Source organism: Bacteroides sp. ET71, assembly GCF_023336905.1.
Classification (GTDB): domain Bacteria; phylum Bacteroidota; class Bacteroidia; order Bacteroidales; family Bacteroidaceae; genus Bacteroides.
In genome coordinates this window covers 1-17,484 of record NZ_JAMBLS010000030.1, presented here as the reverse complement: position 1 = coordinate 17,484, position 17,484 = coordinate 1, and the positions used below count along the sequence as shown (strand labels likewise).

General features: G+C 52.5%; 7 protein-coding genes and 2 pseudogenes. 5 read left to right on the top strand and 4 right to left on the bottom strand.

Annotation, left to right across the window (positions count from 1 at the left end):
• Positions 1 to 117: 117 nt before the first annotated feature.
• Together M3090_RS12790 and M3090_RS12785 are read left to right on the top strand one after the other, a co-directional pair.
• On the top strand, positions 118 to 1,593 hold the full coding sequence (locus M3090_RS12790) for a TolC family protein (RefSeq protein WP_249056865.1): 1,476 nt from the start codon (positions 118 to 120) through the stop codon (positions 1,591 to 1,593).
• A 7-nt stretch (positions 1,594 to 1,600) separates the two neighbouring features.
• Positions 1,601 to 4,840, top strand: coding sequence for an efflux RND transporter permease subunit (locus M3090_RS12785; RefSeq protein ID WP_249056863.1), 3,240 nt, complete (start codon positions 1,601 to 1,603; stop codon positions 4,838 to 4,840).
• A 3-nt stretch (positions 4,841 to 4,843) separates the two neighbouring features.
• On the opposite strand, the gene M3090_RS12780 is transcribed toward M3090_RS12785, so the two are convergent.
• On the bottom strand, positions 4,844 to 8,926 hold the full coding sequence (locus M3090_RS12780; RefSeq protein ID WP_249056861.1) for a hybrid sensor histidine kinase/response regulator transcription factor: 4,083 nt from the start codon (positions 8,924 to 8,926) through the stop codon (positions 4,844 to 4,846).
• Positions 8,927 to 9,697: 771 nt separating this feature from the next.
• Between M3090_RS12780 and M3090_RS12775 the strand changes: the two genes are divergently transcribed.
• From M3090_RS12775 to M3090_RS12765, 3 genes are read left to right on the top strand one after another with little or no spacing between them, the layout of a single operon-like run.
• Complete coding sequence (locus M3090_RS12775; protein WP_249056859.1) at positions 9,698 to 10,012, top strand: hypothetical protein; 315 nt, start codon at positions 9,698 to 9,700, stop codon at positions 10,010 to 10,012.
• 13 nt (positions 10,013 to 10,025) lie between these two features.
• The gene (locus tag M3090_RS12770) at positions 10,026 to 10,217 is read left to right on the top strand and encodes a hypothetical protein (RefSeq protein WP_249056857.1); all 192 of its coding nucleotides are present in this window, start codon (positions 10,026 to 10,028) and stop codon (positions 10,215 to 10,217) included.
• A gap of 36 nt (positions 10,218 to 10,253) precedes the next feature.
• On the top strand, positions 10,254 to 10,520 hold the full coding sequence (locus M3090_RS12765) for a hypothetical protein (RefSeq protein ID WP_249056855.1): 267 nt from the start codon (positions 10,254 to 10,256) through the stop codon (positions 10,518 to 10,520).
• 146 nt (positions 10,521 to 10,666) lie between these two features.
• Here the strand turns inward: M3090_RS12765 and M3090_RS12760 are convergent.
• From M3090_RS12760 to M3090_RS12750, 3 genes and pseudogenes are all read right to left on the bottom strand, one after another.
• A pseudogene (locus M3090_RS12760) lies at positions 10,667 to 14,928 on the bottom strand (glycoside hydrolase family 2 TIM barrel-domain containing protein).
• Between the two features lie 43 nt (positions 14,929 to 14,971).
• Positions 14,972 to 16,930 carry a glycoside hydrolase family 97 protein gene (locus M3090_RS12755; protein ID WP_410553255.1) on the bottom strand — a complete coding sequence of 653 codons (1,959 nt, stop codon included), beginning with the start codon at positions 16,928 to 16,930 and terminating at the stop codon, positions 14,972 to 14,974.
• 244 nt (positions 16,931 to 17,174) lie between these two features.
• A pseudogene (locus tag M3090_RS12750) lies at positions 17,175 to 17,484 on the bottom strand (hypothetical protein); the annotation flags it as partial.

The following is a 17,484-nucleotide window of genomic DNA, read 5'->3' as shown; positions in this document are numbered from 1 at the left end:
AAAGGTGGGGAGTAAGGTAGGGAAAGGTGCCACCTTTGGTAAGGAAAGACGCCACCTTTGCCTGCCTCAGACGCCACCTTTCCCTGGCTGCCTGCGGGATGTAAAGAATAATGTACAATGAAGAAGCTAATCCTACTCGCCTTGCTGGCCGCTCCGGCGGCCCTCCCGGCTCAGCCCAGCCTGACGCTTGACCTGCGGCAGACCATCCGCCTGGCCAACGACAGCTCGCTCGAAGCCTTTCGTGCGCAGAACATGTATCTCAGCGGATACTGGGAGTACCGCACCTATCGTGCCAACCGCCTGCCCAGTCTGACGCTCGACCTGACCCCCGCGCAGTATTACCGTGACATCACCCGCCGTTATGACTCGGAGGCCGACATCGACGTCTACCGCACCCAGCAGTCGTTCTACGCCTACGGTAACCTCTCCCTCCGCCAGAACTTCGATCTGACCGGAGGAACCTTCTACGCCAACACTTCGCTGGGATACATGCGCAACTTCGGCGCCAACCGCTACACGCAATACACCAGCGTCCCCTTTCAGGTGGGCTACTCGCAAGACCTCGTAGGCTACAACCCCTTCCGTTGGGAACGGCGCATCGAGCCCCTGAAGTACGAGAAAGTCAAGAAGCAATACCTCTACAACGCCGAGCAGGTCAGCGAGCAGGCCACCACCTACTTCTTCCAACTGGCCATGGCACAGGCCGAATACGACCTGGCAGCCGACCAACTGGCCAGCTCGGACACCCTCTACCGCATCGGCCGCGAACGCTTCAAGATAGCCGCCATCAGCCGAGCCGACCTGCTCACCCTCGAGCTGGACCACGTCAATGCCACCAACACCCTCCAGACGGCCGCCAGCAGCCTCAGACGCGCCATGTTCGCCCTCGCCTCCTTCCTCGACCTGCCCAAAGACACCCGCCTGCGCCTCATCCTGCCCGGCCCGCCGCGAGGCTTCACCGTCTCCGTCGACAAAGCCCTGGCCATGGCCCGTGAGAACAACCCCGACTTCCTCCAGCTCCGTCAAGATGTCCTCGAAGCCCAGCAAGAAGTCGACCGTACCCGCCAAGAGTCCCGCTTCAACGCCAGCATCAACGCCAGCATCGGCTTCAACCAAGTGGCCGAAGACCTGGGCGGCGCCTACCGCCGGCCCCTCCAGCAAGACATGGTCTCCGTCACCCTCTCCATCCCCTTGGTCGACTGGGGCGTGCGCAAAGGCAAGTACAACATGGCCCGAAACAACCTCAACGTCGTCCGCATCTCCTCCCGCCAACAGGAAATCAGCGTCGAAGAAGAAGTCATCATGACCGTCAACGACTTCAACCTCCAGCAAGCCCTCGTCCAGAGCGCCTCCCGCGCCCTCGACCTGGCCGACCTGGCCTACGAGCAGACCCGCCAGCGCTTCATCATCGGCCAGGCTGACATCAACAGCCTCACCCTCTCGCTCAACCGCCGCCAGGAAGCACAGCGCAACTACATCTCCGCCCTGCAACAATATTGGGAAAACTACTACAAGATACGCCGCCTCACCCTGTTCGACTTCACCTCCGGCTTCTCCCTGTCCGACCAGTTCGACTGGGGCACATTAAACTGATTCCGCCATGCACCACGACTCACGCCCTCGCCTCTCGCCCTTCACGCTCATCGTCAGCTTCGTCTGCCTCTCTCTGGTGGGCCTCGCCCTGCTGCCCCAGCTCCCCGTCAAGCTGAACCCCTCGCGCAGCCTGCCCGGCTTCACCGTCAGCTACTCCCTGCCGGGAGCCTCGTCGCGTGTCGTCGAGATGGAAGTCACCAGCCGCCTCGAAGCCATGTTGGCCCGCATCGGTGGAGTGGAGAAGATGCGTTCGACCTCGGGCAACGGCTGGGGAAACATCACCGTCGACCTGGACAAGCACGCCGACGTGGAAGCCGTCCGCTTCGAAGCCTCTACCATCGTGCGCCAGACCTGGCCCCAGTTGCCCGCCGGTGTCTCCTATCCCGTCATCCAGATGAAGATGCCTGCCGACGGGACACAGCGCCCCTTCCTCTCCTTCACCCTCAACGCCCCCTCTGCACCCATCCTCATCCAGCAGTATGCCGAAGAGCACATCAAGCCCCGACTGGCGCGCCTGGACGGCATCTATCAGGTAGACATAACGGGGGCCACCCCCCTGGAGTGGCAGTTGGAGTATGATAGCGAGCAGTTGCGCCGCCTGGGCGTCAGCATCGATGACATCAGCCGCGCCGTGCAGAACCACTACCGTCGCGAGTTCCTGGGCACAGCCGACGTGGACGGAAACGACGGCACACACCGCTGGCTCCGATTGGCACTGGTGCCCGAAGGCGACGCCTCACATTTCGATGCATCGGCCATTCCGGTGGCCACTGCCGGCAGTAAGATAATCCGGTTGGACGAGCTGGTCACTGTCACCCATGTCGAGGCTGCCCCGCAGAGCTATTTCCGTATCAACGGCCTGAACTCCATCTACCTCTCCGTCACCGCCGAAGAGAGTGCCAACCAGCTTCGGCTGGCAGCACGGGTGATGGACGAGATGGAGACCCTGCGCACCCTTCTGCCTCCCGGCTACGAGGTGCACACCAGCTACGACGCCACCGATTATATCCGCGACGAACTGCATACGATATACTGGCGCTCGGGGCTGACCGTACTCATCCTGCTGGCCTTCGTCTGGCTCATCACCCGTCGCCTGCGCTATCTATTCCTCATCGTAGCCAGCCTGGCGGTGAACATCTGTGTGGCCGTCATCTTCTACTACTTGTTCGGATTGGAGATGCAGCTCTATTCGTTGGCGGGTGTCACCGTGTCGCTCAACCTGGTGATAGACGCCACCATCGTCATGACTGACCATATCTTGCACCGTCACAACCTGAAGGCCTATCTCTCTGTGCTGGCCGCCACGCTGACGACGATGGGGGCGCTGGTCATCATCTTTTTCCTGAAGGAAGAGATACGCGTCAACCTGCAGGACTTTGCTGCCGTGGTCATCATCAACCTGGGCGTGTCGCTGCTGGTGTCGCTCTTCTTTGTTCCCTCGCTGATAGAGAAGATAGGGCTGGCGCAGAGCCGCCCGTTCCGCCTGCGGGTGTGGAGCCAATGGCGCGGCTGCTTGGCCCGTCGTTTGTTCGGGGGGAGGGGAACCTATGCTTACAGGGGGCGCCGTCTGGCAGTTTGCTTCACTCACCTTTACGGACGGATGATTGTGGGCCTGCGTCGCCGCCGCTGGGTGGTATGGACAGTGCTGGCACTGGCTTTCGGCCTGCCCGTCTTCTTATTGCCCGAAAAGTTGGAGGGGGATGGCCGTTGGGTGGAACTGTATAACGAGACTTTCGGCTCGTCGGTATATCAAGAGGACATCAAACCCATCGTGGACAAAGCATTGGGCGGCACGTTGCGACTGTTTGTGGAGAAGGTGTACGAAGGCAGTTATTTCACCCGTAACGAAGAAGTGGTGCTCTATGCCAATGCCACCTTGCCCAATGGCAGCACGTTGGAGCAGATGAATACGCTGATGAAGCGCATGGAGGCCTATCTGAGCGGTTTCCGGGAGATACGCCAGTTCCATGTCTCGGTCTACAACGCCTGCCGTGCCTCGCTCAGCATCTATTTCAAGAAAGAGTACCAGCATAGTGGCTTCCCCTATACGCTCAAAGCCAATATGATAAGCAAAGCGCTGCAGTTGGGCGGAGGGAGCTGGAGCATCTACGGCTTGCAGGACCAAGGCTTCAACAACGATGTGCGCGAAGGGGCAGGCTCTTACCGTGTGGAGATGTACGGCTACAATTACGATGAACTTTACGAATGGGCCGAGCGGCTCAAGGCCCGTCTGCTGACCCATCGGCGTATCAAGGAAGTGCTGATTAACTCGGAATTTTCGTGGTGGAAAGACGACTATCAGGAATACTATTTCCACCTGGACAAGCAACGCATGGCGCAGGAAGACATTGCCGCCGCCAGCCTTTTCGATGCCGTGCGTCCTATTTTCGGGCGTGACATGCTGATAGGTTCGGTAAACACGGAAACAGGAACGGAAAACATCAAACTGTCTTCGCGCCAGGCCGGTGAGTATGACATCTGGGCTATGCGCTATTTCCCTTACGAGACGGGCAGCGGCAAGCTGTACAAGCTGTCGGGGCTGGCCGAGGTGGAGAAAGGCCTCATGCCACAGCAGATAGCCAAGGAAGACCAGCAATACCGCCTGTGCCTGCAATATGAATACATTGGTTCGGGCGAAATGGGCCGCCATCTGCTGGAGAATATCTTGGAAGAGTTCAACGGGCAATTGCCTGTGGGCTATACTGCCAAGTCGGAGAACGCCTATTGGTTTTGGGGCAGAGACAGTGGTAAGCAGTACCTGCTGTTAGGAGTGGTCATTGCCATCATCTTTCTTATCACAGGCATCTTGTTCGATTCATTGAAGCAGCCGTTTGCGATTATCTCCGTCATCCCCGTGTCATACATTGGCGTCTTCCTGACCTTCTACCTTTTCCGCTTGAATTTCGACCAGGGAGGTTTTGCCTCGTTTGTCCTGCTGTGCGGCATCACTGTCAATGCCAGCATCTACATTCTGAACGAGTACAACAGCCTGCGCCGCCGCTTCCCATGCCTTTGTCCCTTGCATGCTTATACCAAAGCCTGGAATGCCAAGGTAGTGCCCATTTTCCTGACATCCGTTTCCACCATCTTAGGCTTCATACCCTTTATGGTGGGGACTGAGCGGGAAGCTTTCTGGTTCCCTTTGGCGGCAGGCACCATTGGTGGGCTGCTTTTGTCGTTGGTCGGGATATTCTTCTTCCTGCCTTTGCTGGTACTGGGGCGGAAAGACTTGGGCAGCCGGCCATGATGCTTATTCCGGAGCTACGTCCGATTCGTCCGGCTTGTCACCCTTCTCCTGCTCCACTTGTTGCCGTTGCTGTTTCCTGTATTGCAGCGGGGGGATGCCATATTGTTGCGAGAACGTCTTGTAGAATGTTCCCCGGTTGGTGAATCCGGTTTGCTGCATGATTTGCTCGATGGTCAGGTTCTGGGAGACCAACAGCCGTTCGGCCATGACCAGGCGACATTCCTTGATAAGTTCGGTAGGAGCTTTGCCCGAACAGTCTTTCAACTTCCTGTAAAATTGTCTTGGACTGTAGCCCATGTTCTGTGACAGCATGTCGATAGACAATTCCGGGCTGCTCAGGTTTTCTTCGATGAGCGAAAGCAACCGCTTCATAAACTCACGGTCTTCCGTGCTTTGTAGCTTGCCGTTTTCAACCTGGAACGAGCTGAAGACGGAGTTGTAATAGTCTTTCAATTCATTTTCCCGCTGGATGAGCCGGTCTGCCATCTTCTCCAGGTAATGAATGTTGAAGGGCTTGGTGACGTAAGCATCGGCACCCGATTCGATGCCCTTCATGCGGTCATCTTCGTGGTTCAGGGCCGAAAGCAATATCAGCGGGATGTGTTTCCACAGCTTGTTTTGTTTAAGCTTTTGGGCGAAAGACAGACCGTCTGTGCCGGGCATCATCACATCAGAGATAATCAAATCTGGCTGCCTGCTCTCCAGCTCCGCTATGGCCTCTTCTGCATTGCTGAAAGAACATACGTTGTATTTGCTGGCGAAAATCTCGGAGACGAGCCATAACATGGAGGCATCGTCGTCGATAATCATTACCGTCCGCTTGTTTTCGTCGTAAGCCTGCATTTCGTGCTTTTCTTCGACGATGGCCGCTTCTTGCACCGGTTTGAACGGTTCCTGGTAGGCCGGAGTCTGTGCATGTGGTTTGCCGGGAGGCAGCGGTGGCAGCGTGACCGTAAAAGTGGTCATGCCGTCTACGGCACTTTCGACCGTGATTTCCCCTTTGAGCAACGTGACCATGTGTTTGCAGATGGCCAGTCCCAGCCCCGTGCGCGAGCCCTTGCCGCTCATTTCGAAAGAATCCAGCACTTTGTAGCGGTCGAATATCTTGGGCAGGTCTTCGCGGGCGATGCCTTTCCCGGAATTGGATACACGCAAGGTCAGCATCGGCCCTCCCGTCAGCGACAAAAGAATCTCCCCCTGTCCCGGTGTATATTTGAAGGCATTGGACAGCAGATTCTCTGCAATCTTGTTGAAGCAGCTCAAGTCTGTATTCCATTTTATGCCGGGTGCAATCTTGAGCCTGTATCCGATGCCGCGTTGCTCCGCCATTTCGCCGAACAGGTTGGCCGTGTTTTCCAGGCTTTCCGATACCGGCACCTCTTGTATGTCCAGCACCTTGTTCCCCGTCTCCAGTCGGCGGAACTCCAGCAGCTCCAGGATAAGGCTGTTCAGCTTCTCTGCATTTTGCCGTATCATCGTGGCATATTTCCGGATATAGGTATCTGTACCCTGATAGGACAAAATGCGCTCACAGGGCCCGTAAATAAGCGTCAGCGGCGTGCAAAACTCATGGGTGATGTTGGTGAAGAAGCGCAGCTTCGATTCGTAGATTTCTTCTTTCTTCTGCTGGTTGATTTTCTCAATGGTGCGTAGCTGCTTCCGGCGGTAACGTCTGATGACGCGGTAGATGATGCCCGCTGCCAAGCCTATGAACAGCAGGGCATAGGCTGCATACGCCCAATAGGTGAGGTACCAGGGGGGCAGTATCCGGATGATGACTGTCTGCGGCCGGCTCTCCTGCCCGTTGCTGTTGTTCCTGTATTTGATTTGCAGCGTATATTTTCCCGGAGTCATGTTGGAAAGGACGATGTCGGTATACGCTTCGTTTCCTATCCACTGGCTGTTTATTTCGTCTATCTTGTAGAAATACGTGTAGTTGTTTCCGTTGATATAGTCGATGGCCTTGAAAGTTAGCTGGAAGAAATCCTGGTCATGTTTCAGTTGCAGGAAAAGCTCTCCATTGTCTTCGTGCAAGAAGCGGTTGATGTTTTCTTTTTTCCCGAAGATGCTGATGCCTTGCAGCCAGATGGGCGGCATATAAGGCTGTTCCGAGGCGAAATCGGGTTTGAGCGTGACGAATCCGTTGGTACCTCCGAAAAACAACAATCCGCTCTGCGGGTCTCTGAAGAAAGCCCCGTCGCTAAATTCAGAGACCTCCAGCCCGTTCTTATGGTTGTAGGCATAGTGCGTCTTGCTCTTCGGGTCGAAGCGGACCAGGCCTTGGTTGGTGCTCAGCCACAAGTTGCCTTCCTGGTCTTCCAAGATACCATGCACCGTGTTGTGCGACAGCAATGTGGCTTCTCCGGCTTTCGTCCTGTCGGGCGGGAAGTGCAGCAAGCCCGAACTGGTGCCCATCCAATAGCCCGCAGGGTTCTTGTAGATGGCGAAGATGTCATTGGCCGTACGGCTGTCCACGATGTTGTCGAAACGGTAACTTTTCCATTCTTCGCTTGCCACGTTCATGCAGAAAGCCCCCTGTCCCCGGTTGCCGAACCACAGCAGCGAGTCGTTTTCCTGGTAGGAGGTGAAGAAATAGTTGGAGGGCATTTTGTCCTGGTCTATGGTCTTTCGGATGGCCGACTCCACCCGGGGCATGGGCCGGCCTCCACGGTCCAGTGTCACTTTTACAACCCCTTCGCCTACGGTGGATATCCAGAGTGTGGTATCGTTCAGCTCTTTGATGTCGTGGATGTATTTCAGGCTTTTCCCGCCTGCTGTGACGGGTAATGGATACAAGCGGCGGGTGGCGTATGAATAATAGTTCAGCCCCTTCTCTGTGCCTATCCACAACAGTTCCCGGCGACTGGGCGCGAAGCAATAGACCGAGTTGTCGCTCAGAGCCGTGCCGGAAGCCGTTATGCGCTGGAAGGTAAGAGGCAGGCCATTGCCCGGCACGTAATGCGGGATGCGCAATATGCCGTCGCCCTTTGTGCCCACCCATAGTGTCTGCTCGTGGTCGTAGTAGAGCGCACGCACGGGGTTGTTGATGGAATGGAGCGGCGTATTGAGCAGGGTGTTGGTGATGGAGACAGATTCGTTGAAGTACATGTAGACGCCCTGTCCGTCGGTGCCAATCCAGACAATGTCCTGGAAACGGTCTTTCATCAGGCAAAAGATGCCGCATTGTATCTCCGTGTCTTGCAGTTCATACTTGGTTTTCTGGTTGGGCATGAAGCGCAAAATCATCAGCCCGTTGCTTTTGAAGCCGATGTAGTAGTCGTTGCCTTGCTTGGCGATGGAAGAGATTTCGCCTCGTTCGCGGATGGCTTCCGACAGGTCGGCAATGAAATAAGCCTTCCGGTTGTTGAGGTCGTATTCATAGAACCCGTAAGTTGTGTCGACGAAGTAGATTTGCTCTTCTTCTGCAAATGCGTGCTTCAGGCGTAGCGTAGCCGGCGGAAGCTGTTGGGGAGTCAGCCTCGTTTCGTTTCCCGTCTGCTCAATCCGGAAACATTGTACCGGCTGTTCGCCTTGGGCCAGCACCCACAGGCAGTCTTTCCGGTCTATGCCCATGGACAGTATCCGTCCGAACGGAGCTATGGGCGCGGTCAGTTGGCGGAAGGTCTGGGCCTTTTCATCGAAATGATAGATACAGCCATCGTCTTTCAAGGTAAAGAATCCGTTCGCGGGACTTTCGACCATGAAGTTATTGTCTTTGAAGTTGGCAAAATGCAGGCTGGTCTCCTGCCCGGCATCGAGCCGGTCGAGCCCGTAATTGGTCTGTACCCAAAGCACATCCTTTCTCGTGCTGCAAATTCCGTTTATCAGGTTGCCCGAAATCAGGTTGGACGCCTGGCTGTTTGGGGTATAGAGATGCACGTCTGTGCCGTCAAACACGTTCAGCCCGTCGCACGAGCCTATCCAAATCAGTCCCCTCTCGTCTTGGTACAGCGAAAGGATGGCACTGTTGGACAATCCGTCCCTGTTGGATAATTGTCGGATGTGCTGGCCTTGTATGTTTGCCGGCAGGAGCAGGCATAGACAGCATAGCCAGACGAAACGGCAGGTAGAAATAAGGTTGCTCATGTTTGAATCCAAGGGTTGCTAAATGTTGCAAAGTTAAGGCTATTTTTCGGGAAATAGGAATTTTTCAGCCAGAAAGGTGCGGCAAGGGGGCAAAAAGGCTTTTCCGTCCTGCTTCGGTCGCTTCTCCTCCCTACCTCGTCCTTGTCTTACACAAGGACGAGGTAGGGAGGAGGTAGGGAGGAGGTACGACTTTGGTAGGGAGTTGGCAAGGAGAACAGAGAAAACATGGACAGCTTCTGTTGGGGGAACTTTTTATTGTACTTAAATAATGTTAAAACGACATTATGACAGGGAAACGTACTCATTTACGCTTATCATGCAACCAGAGCACTGCAAACGGAAGCCCGACACAAAGACAAGCGGCAAATCCCGCCGAATTGCCAAAACAGTCCGTCACCGCATCCTGCATATACGCAGGCAAAAATCCTACGTTTAATCGGATGGGGAATGGCTGGAATAATGGTTGTGTCGATATTATTGTCTGCTTCATGGGCAGGCATTGTTAGTATGGCAGTGTCTGGACTGTTCAGGAATGATTTGTAGACGCTCGCTTCTTGGAAATATGATGAAGAATGGCTTCCTTTGTAGAGAAATAGGACTATTAGCCCAATGTTTAATTGTTTAAATCTTAATCGCATGAAAACAAGTGTTTGTTTGATGTTGTTGGTTTCCCTATGCCTACTTTCGTGCAATCAAAAGCAAGAACTCGTTTCCACCGGGACATAGCCGGAAGAAAAGGCAAGGCAATGGAGAGTCAGCGGAGTGGAAGATGTGGAGAATGTAGCTCCCATGGGTGTTGTTCCCGAGTGGGCCAAGGAGCAGATGACGACCGAGGAATATGACGCTTGGAAAGTGGTGGCTAAAGTTTATTGCGTGGATTATTCATTCTTGAAACACGAGCGTTTCCCTGAAGAACGTGCCAGTATCTATGAGTCTGCCAAGATGACGGCAGATGCGATTTTGGCAAAGCCGGATTCGTTTACCATCCAAAGAGGTGCACTATTTATGTACGACCTTGATCCTAAAGGCACTCATGTTTCCCATAGAGAAGCTCCGAAAGTTGAGTTTCTTATACTTTTATGCTAAATGAACAAAGCTTATGGACCTTGAATTATTGTTGTTTACAACGGTAGTGACGGCAGTATTATTCTTTCTTGCCGTTGTGCGTATATGGAGAGATTTGCTTCCCAAAAAGCAATATTACCGAATAGGGGCGTATGCGATAGCTATGCTTGCATTGCTTATGATGTTAGTGCGGGGCTACTATGGCTTTTTCTTTGCCACTGCCTGATGGAAGAATATAACTTAAATTAAAACAAGAAGTAAGATGAGAAAGGACGGAAAATGGGAACTGTTGTTGTCAATAGTGATTTTTACACTGTTTGCTTGGTGCTACTTTACAGACTTCCGTGATGATTTGGCGATTAAGATATTTATGCCGGTCGCGACGTTGTCGGTGATAGTATTATTCATTTATCACATTATTCCTTTGTGGAAGGGAAAACAATCTATTCGTATGTGGATGGCTATTATATGTGCTGCGATTGTGAGTATGGGCTTGCTGGGGACTTCTTATCGGATTCTTTTTATGTAACTTGACATGAGCCCAATATCATTCAAAGCATGGTTTAGCCCACATATTTCTATGAATCGTTGACGCTACCCGCAAAAAAAGATGCCTTCGCTACCTTTTTTCCGTAGCGGAGGCATCTTTCTTGTTTATATAGGCTTGGGCCTTTGTTACTTATCCGAAAGGATGATACTCAGTTCGGCTATGGCAGCTTTCCTGCCTTTGTCATGAGCCGATTGGGCTGTCAGTTTGACGTAGCGTGCCTTGCAGGGCTTGAAGGTAACGGTCTGCGTGTCTTTGCCGGGAGCGAAAGTACCGGTGGCTACCGGTTTCCCCCAGTTGTTTCCGTCGTTGCTGACGTAGATTTCGTAAGCGGCAATCCGGCCTTCTTCGCTGTCTTGGCGAGGCGTGTATTTCAGACCTTTGATGGTTGCTTCCTTGGCCAGCCCTATCTGTATTTCGTGAGGATAGGGGGCGCGGTAGAAACCGTTTAATACGGTCTGCCAGCAGGTTTGGATGTCGCCGTCAGCCGCCAGCTTCATGCTGTTGTCGGCATCGCTGTCTACGGAGATAATGCTCTGCTTGTTGGAAGCGGCACCCGACAGGTTTTGTACGATGTTGACATTCAGTTCGGCGACTGAAGCCCAGGCACGGCCGTACATTTCGGACAGTGCCACGAACTTGAAGTAACGGGCTGTGACAGGGCTGCCCAATTTGACTACTTGTGCCGATGATGAGTCGGGGAAGCGGCCTTTCACCGGATTGTCCCAAGTCTTTCCGTCTTTGCTGAAATAGAGTTCATAGTCTTTGATGCGTCCGTTGCCTGAATCACGCGGTGTGTAGATGAATTGGTCAATGACGAGCATGGAACCCATGTCTACTACGATGCTGTGCGGGTGTTTGGCTTCGGGCTCGCTCCAACGGCTGTGCCAGATGGATGACGGGTCTCCGTCGATGGCATTGCGTGCTTCTTCTCCGTTGTTTTCGCTGCTGACCGATACTATTTTCCAGATGGAACGGTCTACATAGATGGGCAGTTGTACCGTCGTTTTCAGGCTTTGTCCCAGCTCATCGGAAACGGCATAGGCTTCTACATTACCTCCTTCTATCAGCGCGAATGGCTTTGAATAAGTCTGGTATTCGCCGCCATTGATGCGGTAGTGGATGGTAGCTCCCGAGGTATGAGTGCTCATGTGCAGGTCGCCGTTGTTGTCGCGTTCTATCAGGACTGGCATACATACAGGCATCCTTACCCGTGCTTTCCGGCTGAGTTCGTCGTTGGTATAGCTCCGTTCCAGAGGCAGCAGGATGAAACTGAATACGGTGGGCTGTGAAGTCAGTTCGTATTTCTTCAGCGGGCCCGGGCCACAACTGGCGTTGCCCAGAGGACGGTTGGCTGCATCCAGGCAGAGGATGGTTTCTTTGCGCGGAGTGATTTCGTATCCGTGTACCATCTTTTGGATATTGTCGGCAGAGGTCATGTCTTGTGCCCGTACATGGAGGGCAGAGACGGACATTTTGTCTCCGGCAACATATACAAAGCCCATTCCTTGGGGGTTGGTAATGGTTATCCAGCGTGTATCTTCGTGGTTGCCCATTTCTTGGGGGCGTACATAGTTGATCCATTGGTCGGACACGGTGCTTTCATACAGTCCGAAGTAGCTGGACTCTTTGCGGTCGACATAGTTCTCCCACGGACCACGGCCATACCAGCGCATCCGTTCGAAGCCCTCGGGCAGTTCCATGCGGTAACCTACCTTAGGGATGATTTCTCCTGTCTTGGATGGGATGATGGTGCTGTTCACCAGAATGGAACCGTCGGCAGATACGGTGTACTGGATGTCGGTCTGGTAGTTAAAGTCCAGTTTGCCTTTGTAGGTATTCCGGATTTGCAGGGCTATGGTACCGTCTTTTTGTTCTACGCTCCACGTGCCGGCTTCCTGTGCCATGTTGTACAGGCCTTTCTGCTGCCAGTCGCGGCTGATCTGCTTGTCGTTGTCCGTCGGTGTGCGGAACAGGTTCAGTTCAAGTCCTTTGCTGATCAGTTCCACTCCGTTCAGCAGATAGGACGAGAGAGTGCCTTCTTTCTTCGAGAAAGTGGCGATGAATTTGTCGCCTTTCACGATGAAGCTTTCCGAAGTCTCGTTCAGTTCAATGTCGCCTTTTTCGGCAATGAAGAGCGGTTTCTCACTGTCGCTCAGTTTGAATTGTTCGGAGGCTACTTCATATCCGGCTTCGGCCCATTCGGTGTCTTCTTTCTGACGGAAGCTGAAGTTGATGAAATATTCTGCACCGGGGATGTTGCGGGCAGGACGGTCGGCGATGGTAATTACTTTGCTTTCCTGAGCATCCAGGTTCAGTTCGTCCAGGTTGCCGGAAGAGATGACTCTGCCGTCTTCTACGATTTCGTAACGTCCGTACAAGTCGTCGATGTTGTTGTGGAAACGCTTGTTGGTAATCTTGTATTGCCCGTTGCCCATCGGGGTTACCCACACGGGTTGGTGCATCTTCTTCACTTCATAGCCTTTGGCTGCGAAAGTACGGTCGGAGAAGATGAGGCCGTTGGCACAGAAGTTACCGTCGTTGGGTTTGTCGTTGAAGTCGCCGCCCACAGCCAGGAAATAACCTTTCCCGTCGGGAGTGGGAACCTTGATGCTGTGGTCTACCCATTGCCAGATGAAACCGCCTATCAGAGCTGGATAACGTTCGTAGGTTTCCCAGTATTCTTTGAAGTTGCCTACTGCGTTACCCATGGCAAGAACATATTCGCATACGACGTGCGGTTGTACGGTTTCGCCGTTTTGGAATTTCTGTAAGCGGTCTTTACCTACGCCTTCCAGCCAGTCTACGCTGGAGTACATGGTGCTGGTAACGTCGCAGAAGGCACTGTTGCCTTCGTAGTGTATCGGACGGCTGGAGTCCAGTTTCTTGATGGCTTTGGAAGCGGAAGGAAGTTATTGCCGTTGCCAGATTCGTTACCCATTGACCAGAAGATGATGGAGGGATGGTTCTTGTAACGCTTTACCTGGTTCTCGTTGCGCTCTACAAAGGACTTTTCCCACGTCGGTTCTTTGGACAGTTCCATCAGACCGTGACATTCAACATTGGCTTCTGCCATGACATAGATGCCGTATTTGTCGCACAGGTCATACCAGTAGGGATTGTTGGGGTAGTGGGAGGTGCGGACAGCATTTACGTTCAGGCGTTTCATCACCTTAATGTCATTTTCCATCTCTTCTTTAGAAACGGTACGTCCGTTCCAAGGGCTGTGGTCGTGTCTGTCCACGCCTCTCAGCAGGGTCGATTTGCCGTTGATTAGCATCCGTCCGTCTTTGGCGAACTCAATTTTGCGGAAGCCTACCTTGATGTTGCGTAGGTCAATTACCTTTCTTTTCTGTATCAGTGTGATATTCAGGTCGTAGAGGTTGGGTGTTTCTGCAGTCCACTTGTCCGGATTCTCCACGTCAAACGTCAGACTGTTTTGGCCTATCTTAGCGGGTAAGGTTTGGGTGGTTACGACCTTGCCTTGCGGGTCAATCAGTTTGATTTGGAGGTCGCCTTTGCTCTTCTTACCGGTCAGTTGGACGTCCAGTTGTACGGTAGCGTTCTTGTATTGGCTGTCCAGATCTGTGCGGAAGAAGAAGTCCCTGATCTGTGTTTTGGGAGCAGACCACAGGAATACGTCTCTGAAGATGCCACTGAAACGCCAGAAATCCTGACATTCCAGGTAACTGCCATCAGTGAAACGGTATACTTCAACGGCCAATACGTTGCTGCCTTTTTCGTTGATGTAGGGTGTCAGGTTAAATTCGGCAGGCAGGTAGCTGTCTTCCGAGTAGCCTACTTTCTTGCCGTTCAGCCAGAGGTAGAAACCGGCTTCCACACCGTTGAAACGGATAAATATGTCGCGTCCTTTCCATGATTCAGGCAGGGTGAACTCGCGACGGTAGCTGCCAACCGGGTTGGGCATATTGGCAAAGGTATAGTCTGCCGGGCGAGGTTGGATGACATTGGGCCATTGCACATTCCGCCAGTCACAGAAAGGGTAAACAGTGTTGCAGTAAAGTGGTTTGTCCCATTCTTTGTTGTTGCGTACGGCTTCTATTTGCCAAGTAGCGGGTACTTTGATGTCGTCCCATTGGCTGACGTCATAGTCTGGCTTGTAGAACTCTTGGGGCCTGTCTTTAGGGTCGGCTACCCAGTTGAACTTCCATGTGCCGTTGAGACTCTTGTAGTAGGGAGATTCCTCCATACTGAGTTGCCGAGATTGTTGTTCGTTGGCAAAGGGGATAGCAATCTGGCAGGCTTCTTCTTTGTTGACGCCTGATACGAATTGGTTGCACCATTCCAAGTCGCTTTCCTGTTGTGCCCATGTGGGGGCATGGGGACTCAGAGAGGCAAGGATGATGCCGGATAGAATAAGTTTTTTCATAAAAGTAAGTTTATAAAAGTAAGTTATTAATGTTGTTTATGGGTTATTTGGTTTTGATAATGGCTGCAAAGCCACCATTACGAGCCATACGTACGGTGATTGTGTCATTTTTTTGTACGTTGCGTTCTTTTTTCTTGTAGTCTAAGGCTTGGCGCTGGGCGTTGGGGCCGTCTTCGAAAGAAGTCATATGGAAGCTCTTCCCTTCAGGCAGAAAATCGAGCTTCAGGTTGAAGGTACGTATTGGCTGTTGGCCGTTGGCCATGCCGCCGATGAACCATGTGTCTCCTTTGCGTTTGGCTACGAGAGCGTATTCGCCAACTTTGGCTTCGAGAGCTATCGTTTCATCCCAAGTCTGAGGTACGGAAGTGATGAAGCGTGTACAGTCTTCGTTGCGGTAATACAGGGTGGGATTGTCGGCCATCATCTGAAGTCCGCTTTCGAAGAGAACGAACAGAGCCATTTGGTAGGCACGGGTACCTATACTGGCCGAGTTGGGCCGGTTGGAGCAGTAGACTTCGGGTTGCATGCTCAGCATGGCACCGGGAGTGTAGTCCATGGGTCCCACGGCATTACGCATGAAGGGCAGGTAGAGGCTGTTGTCGGGACGGCATCCGCCCATCTGCTCCATGCCCCGCACGCCTTCGTAGGACAAGACATTGGGATATTGGTATTCCAGCCCGGCGGGTTTGAAGGCGCCGTGGAAATCGACGAAGAGGTGGTGCTTGGCAGCTTCGCGGGCCACGCGTTCATAATAGTTGACCATCCATTGGTCGCTGCGGTCCATGAAGTCTATCTTTAGGCCTTTTACTCCCCATTTTTCGAATGTTTCAAAGAGGTCGAAGTGATTCTCTACGGTTAGCCAGGTTAGCCATAAAACGATGCCTACGTTTTTTTCTTGGCCGTAGCGTATGAGTTCGTGCAAGTCTACGCTCGGATTGGGTGTATAGGGGTCGCGTGTGCTTTTGGCCCATCCTTCATCCATGACGATGTAGGGGATGCCGAAACGGGAGGCAAAGTCAATGAAGTATTTGTAGGTATTCAGGTTGCAGCCGGCTTCGAAGTCTACATCGTCGCCGTATGGGATGGCACCGTTCCACCATTCCCAGGAAGCCAGCCCTGGTTTGATCCACGATACGTCTTCTAACACGTTTTTTTCTGCCAACTGGAACGTCATGGTGTTTTCAATGAGTTGGCGGTCGTCCCGGGCAATGACGAAGTAGCGCCATGGGAAATTGCGTTTTCCCGTGGTGCGGGCTATGTAGTCGGCTTCTTTCAATATTTTGAGACTGCGGTCGCCGTCTTCTCCGAATTCAAGGGGTACTTTGGGGAAGATAGAGTGTGCGCCGTTGCTCTGATTGCTTTTCAAGAACATGGCGGGATAGTCGCTCAGGTCCGATTCACTAATCAGTATCTTGCAGCCTTTGTCGCGTGTGTCTATCAACAAGGGAAGAAGCGCCATTCTGTCGGAAGATAGCCATGCTTCGCTTTCGATGTGGGCATACTCTTCTTCGTAAGAGGTTTTAAAGCCTCCGGGCTGTTGCATGTGCAGCAGATAATTGGCGGGGAAATGGATACAGAAAGATTCGTCTTTAACGTCGATGCTGTCCTTCAGGTTGGTGATGAAGCGGTAGGCCACACCGTTGTCGAAAGCACGGAATTCGACGGAGTAGCCGCCTTTGAATTTTAGCAGCAACTGGTTGTATTGGTTGGCAACGCTGGAGAATTTGAGTGGGACGACAGGAGTAAGCGTTTCGTCTACGCTGTTGCGAGAAACTTTGGTCACACGTGGATTTTTGCCCAGCGAGGCATTGTCTACGGTCATTTGCATGTTGCATTGTGTAAGCAGCGTGTCGCCTTGACTGATGATGTCATAACGGATTTGGTCGGACAAGCTGATGTTCATCTCGATTTTTTGATCGGGTGACAGTAGTTTGTACACCTTCTGTGCGTAACTGCTTTGCAAGGCGAGCATGCAAAAAGCGGCAAGAGTTATTCTTTTCATGATGTAGATGTGTTTTATAGAGTTTCTTTTTGCGTGAGTTTTATTAAGTGTTATGGACGTTGTTGGTTTGAATCATTAAAACATAGCGGTAAAGGTGCCCATTATGTTCACGATTACCGCTATGCCTTTCAGTGGCTAAAGTTATAAAGATTTATCGAATAAACGACGATTTCTGCCAAAAGAATGTATTGGCTAAAGAGAAAATGTAACTTTAAAGGCGAGAACTGCCTCCATACCTCTAGATTTAGAGGCCTTCACTTTCCAAAATAGCTAACTGAGCCAACATTTCTACACAAGCTCCTATGTAGATGACTTCCCAATCGTCTTGTGGCGTAAGGCCACGGAAATCCTTGTAATTCAGCAGTTGCATAGAGCGGTTGTGCCCTTGTGGTGAGAGCCACAGATTAGAGAACATCTGCTCGTAGGCGTCGATGTATTTCCGGTTCTTATCAATTCGATACAGTTCGACGTATCCTCTCATCAAGATGGCATTGAACCAAGTGTGGCCGTCGATGTAGGCGATATTTTTCTTAAGCCAAGGTGATTCAAAAGTT

Bases quoted from the DNA above. Each gene is read 5' to 3' on its own strand.
- M3090_RS12790 (WP_249056865.1), top strand. From the start codon at position 118: ATGAAGAAGCTAATCCTACTCGCCTTGCTGGCCGCTCCGGCGGCCCTC.
- M3090_RS12785 (WP_249056863.1), top strand. From the start codon at position 1,601: ATGCACCACGACTCACGCCCTCGCCTCTCGCCCTTCACGCTCATCGTC.
- M3090_RS12780 (WP_249056861.1), bottom strand. From the start codon at position 8,926: ATGAGCAACCTTATTTCTACCTGCCGTTTCGTCTGGCTATGCTGTCTA.
- M3090_RS12770 (WP_249056857.1), top strand. From the start codon at position 10,026: ATGGACCTTGAATTATTGTTGTTTACAACGGTAGTGACGGCAGTATTA.
- M3090_RS12765 (WP_249056855.1), top strand. From the start codon at position 10,254: ATGAGAAAGGACGGAAAATGGGAACTGTTGTTGTCAATAGTGATTTTT.
- M3090_RS12755 (WP_410553255.1), bottom strand. From the start codon at position 16,930: ATGAAAAGAATAACTCTTGCCGCTTTTTGCATGCTCGCCTTGCAAAGC.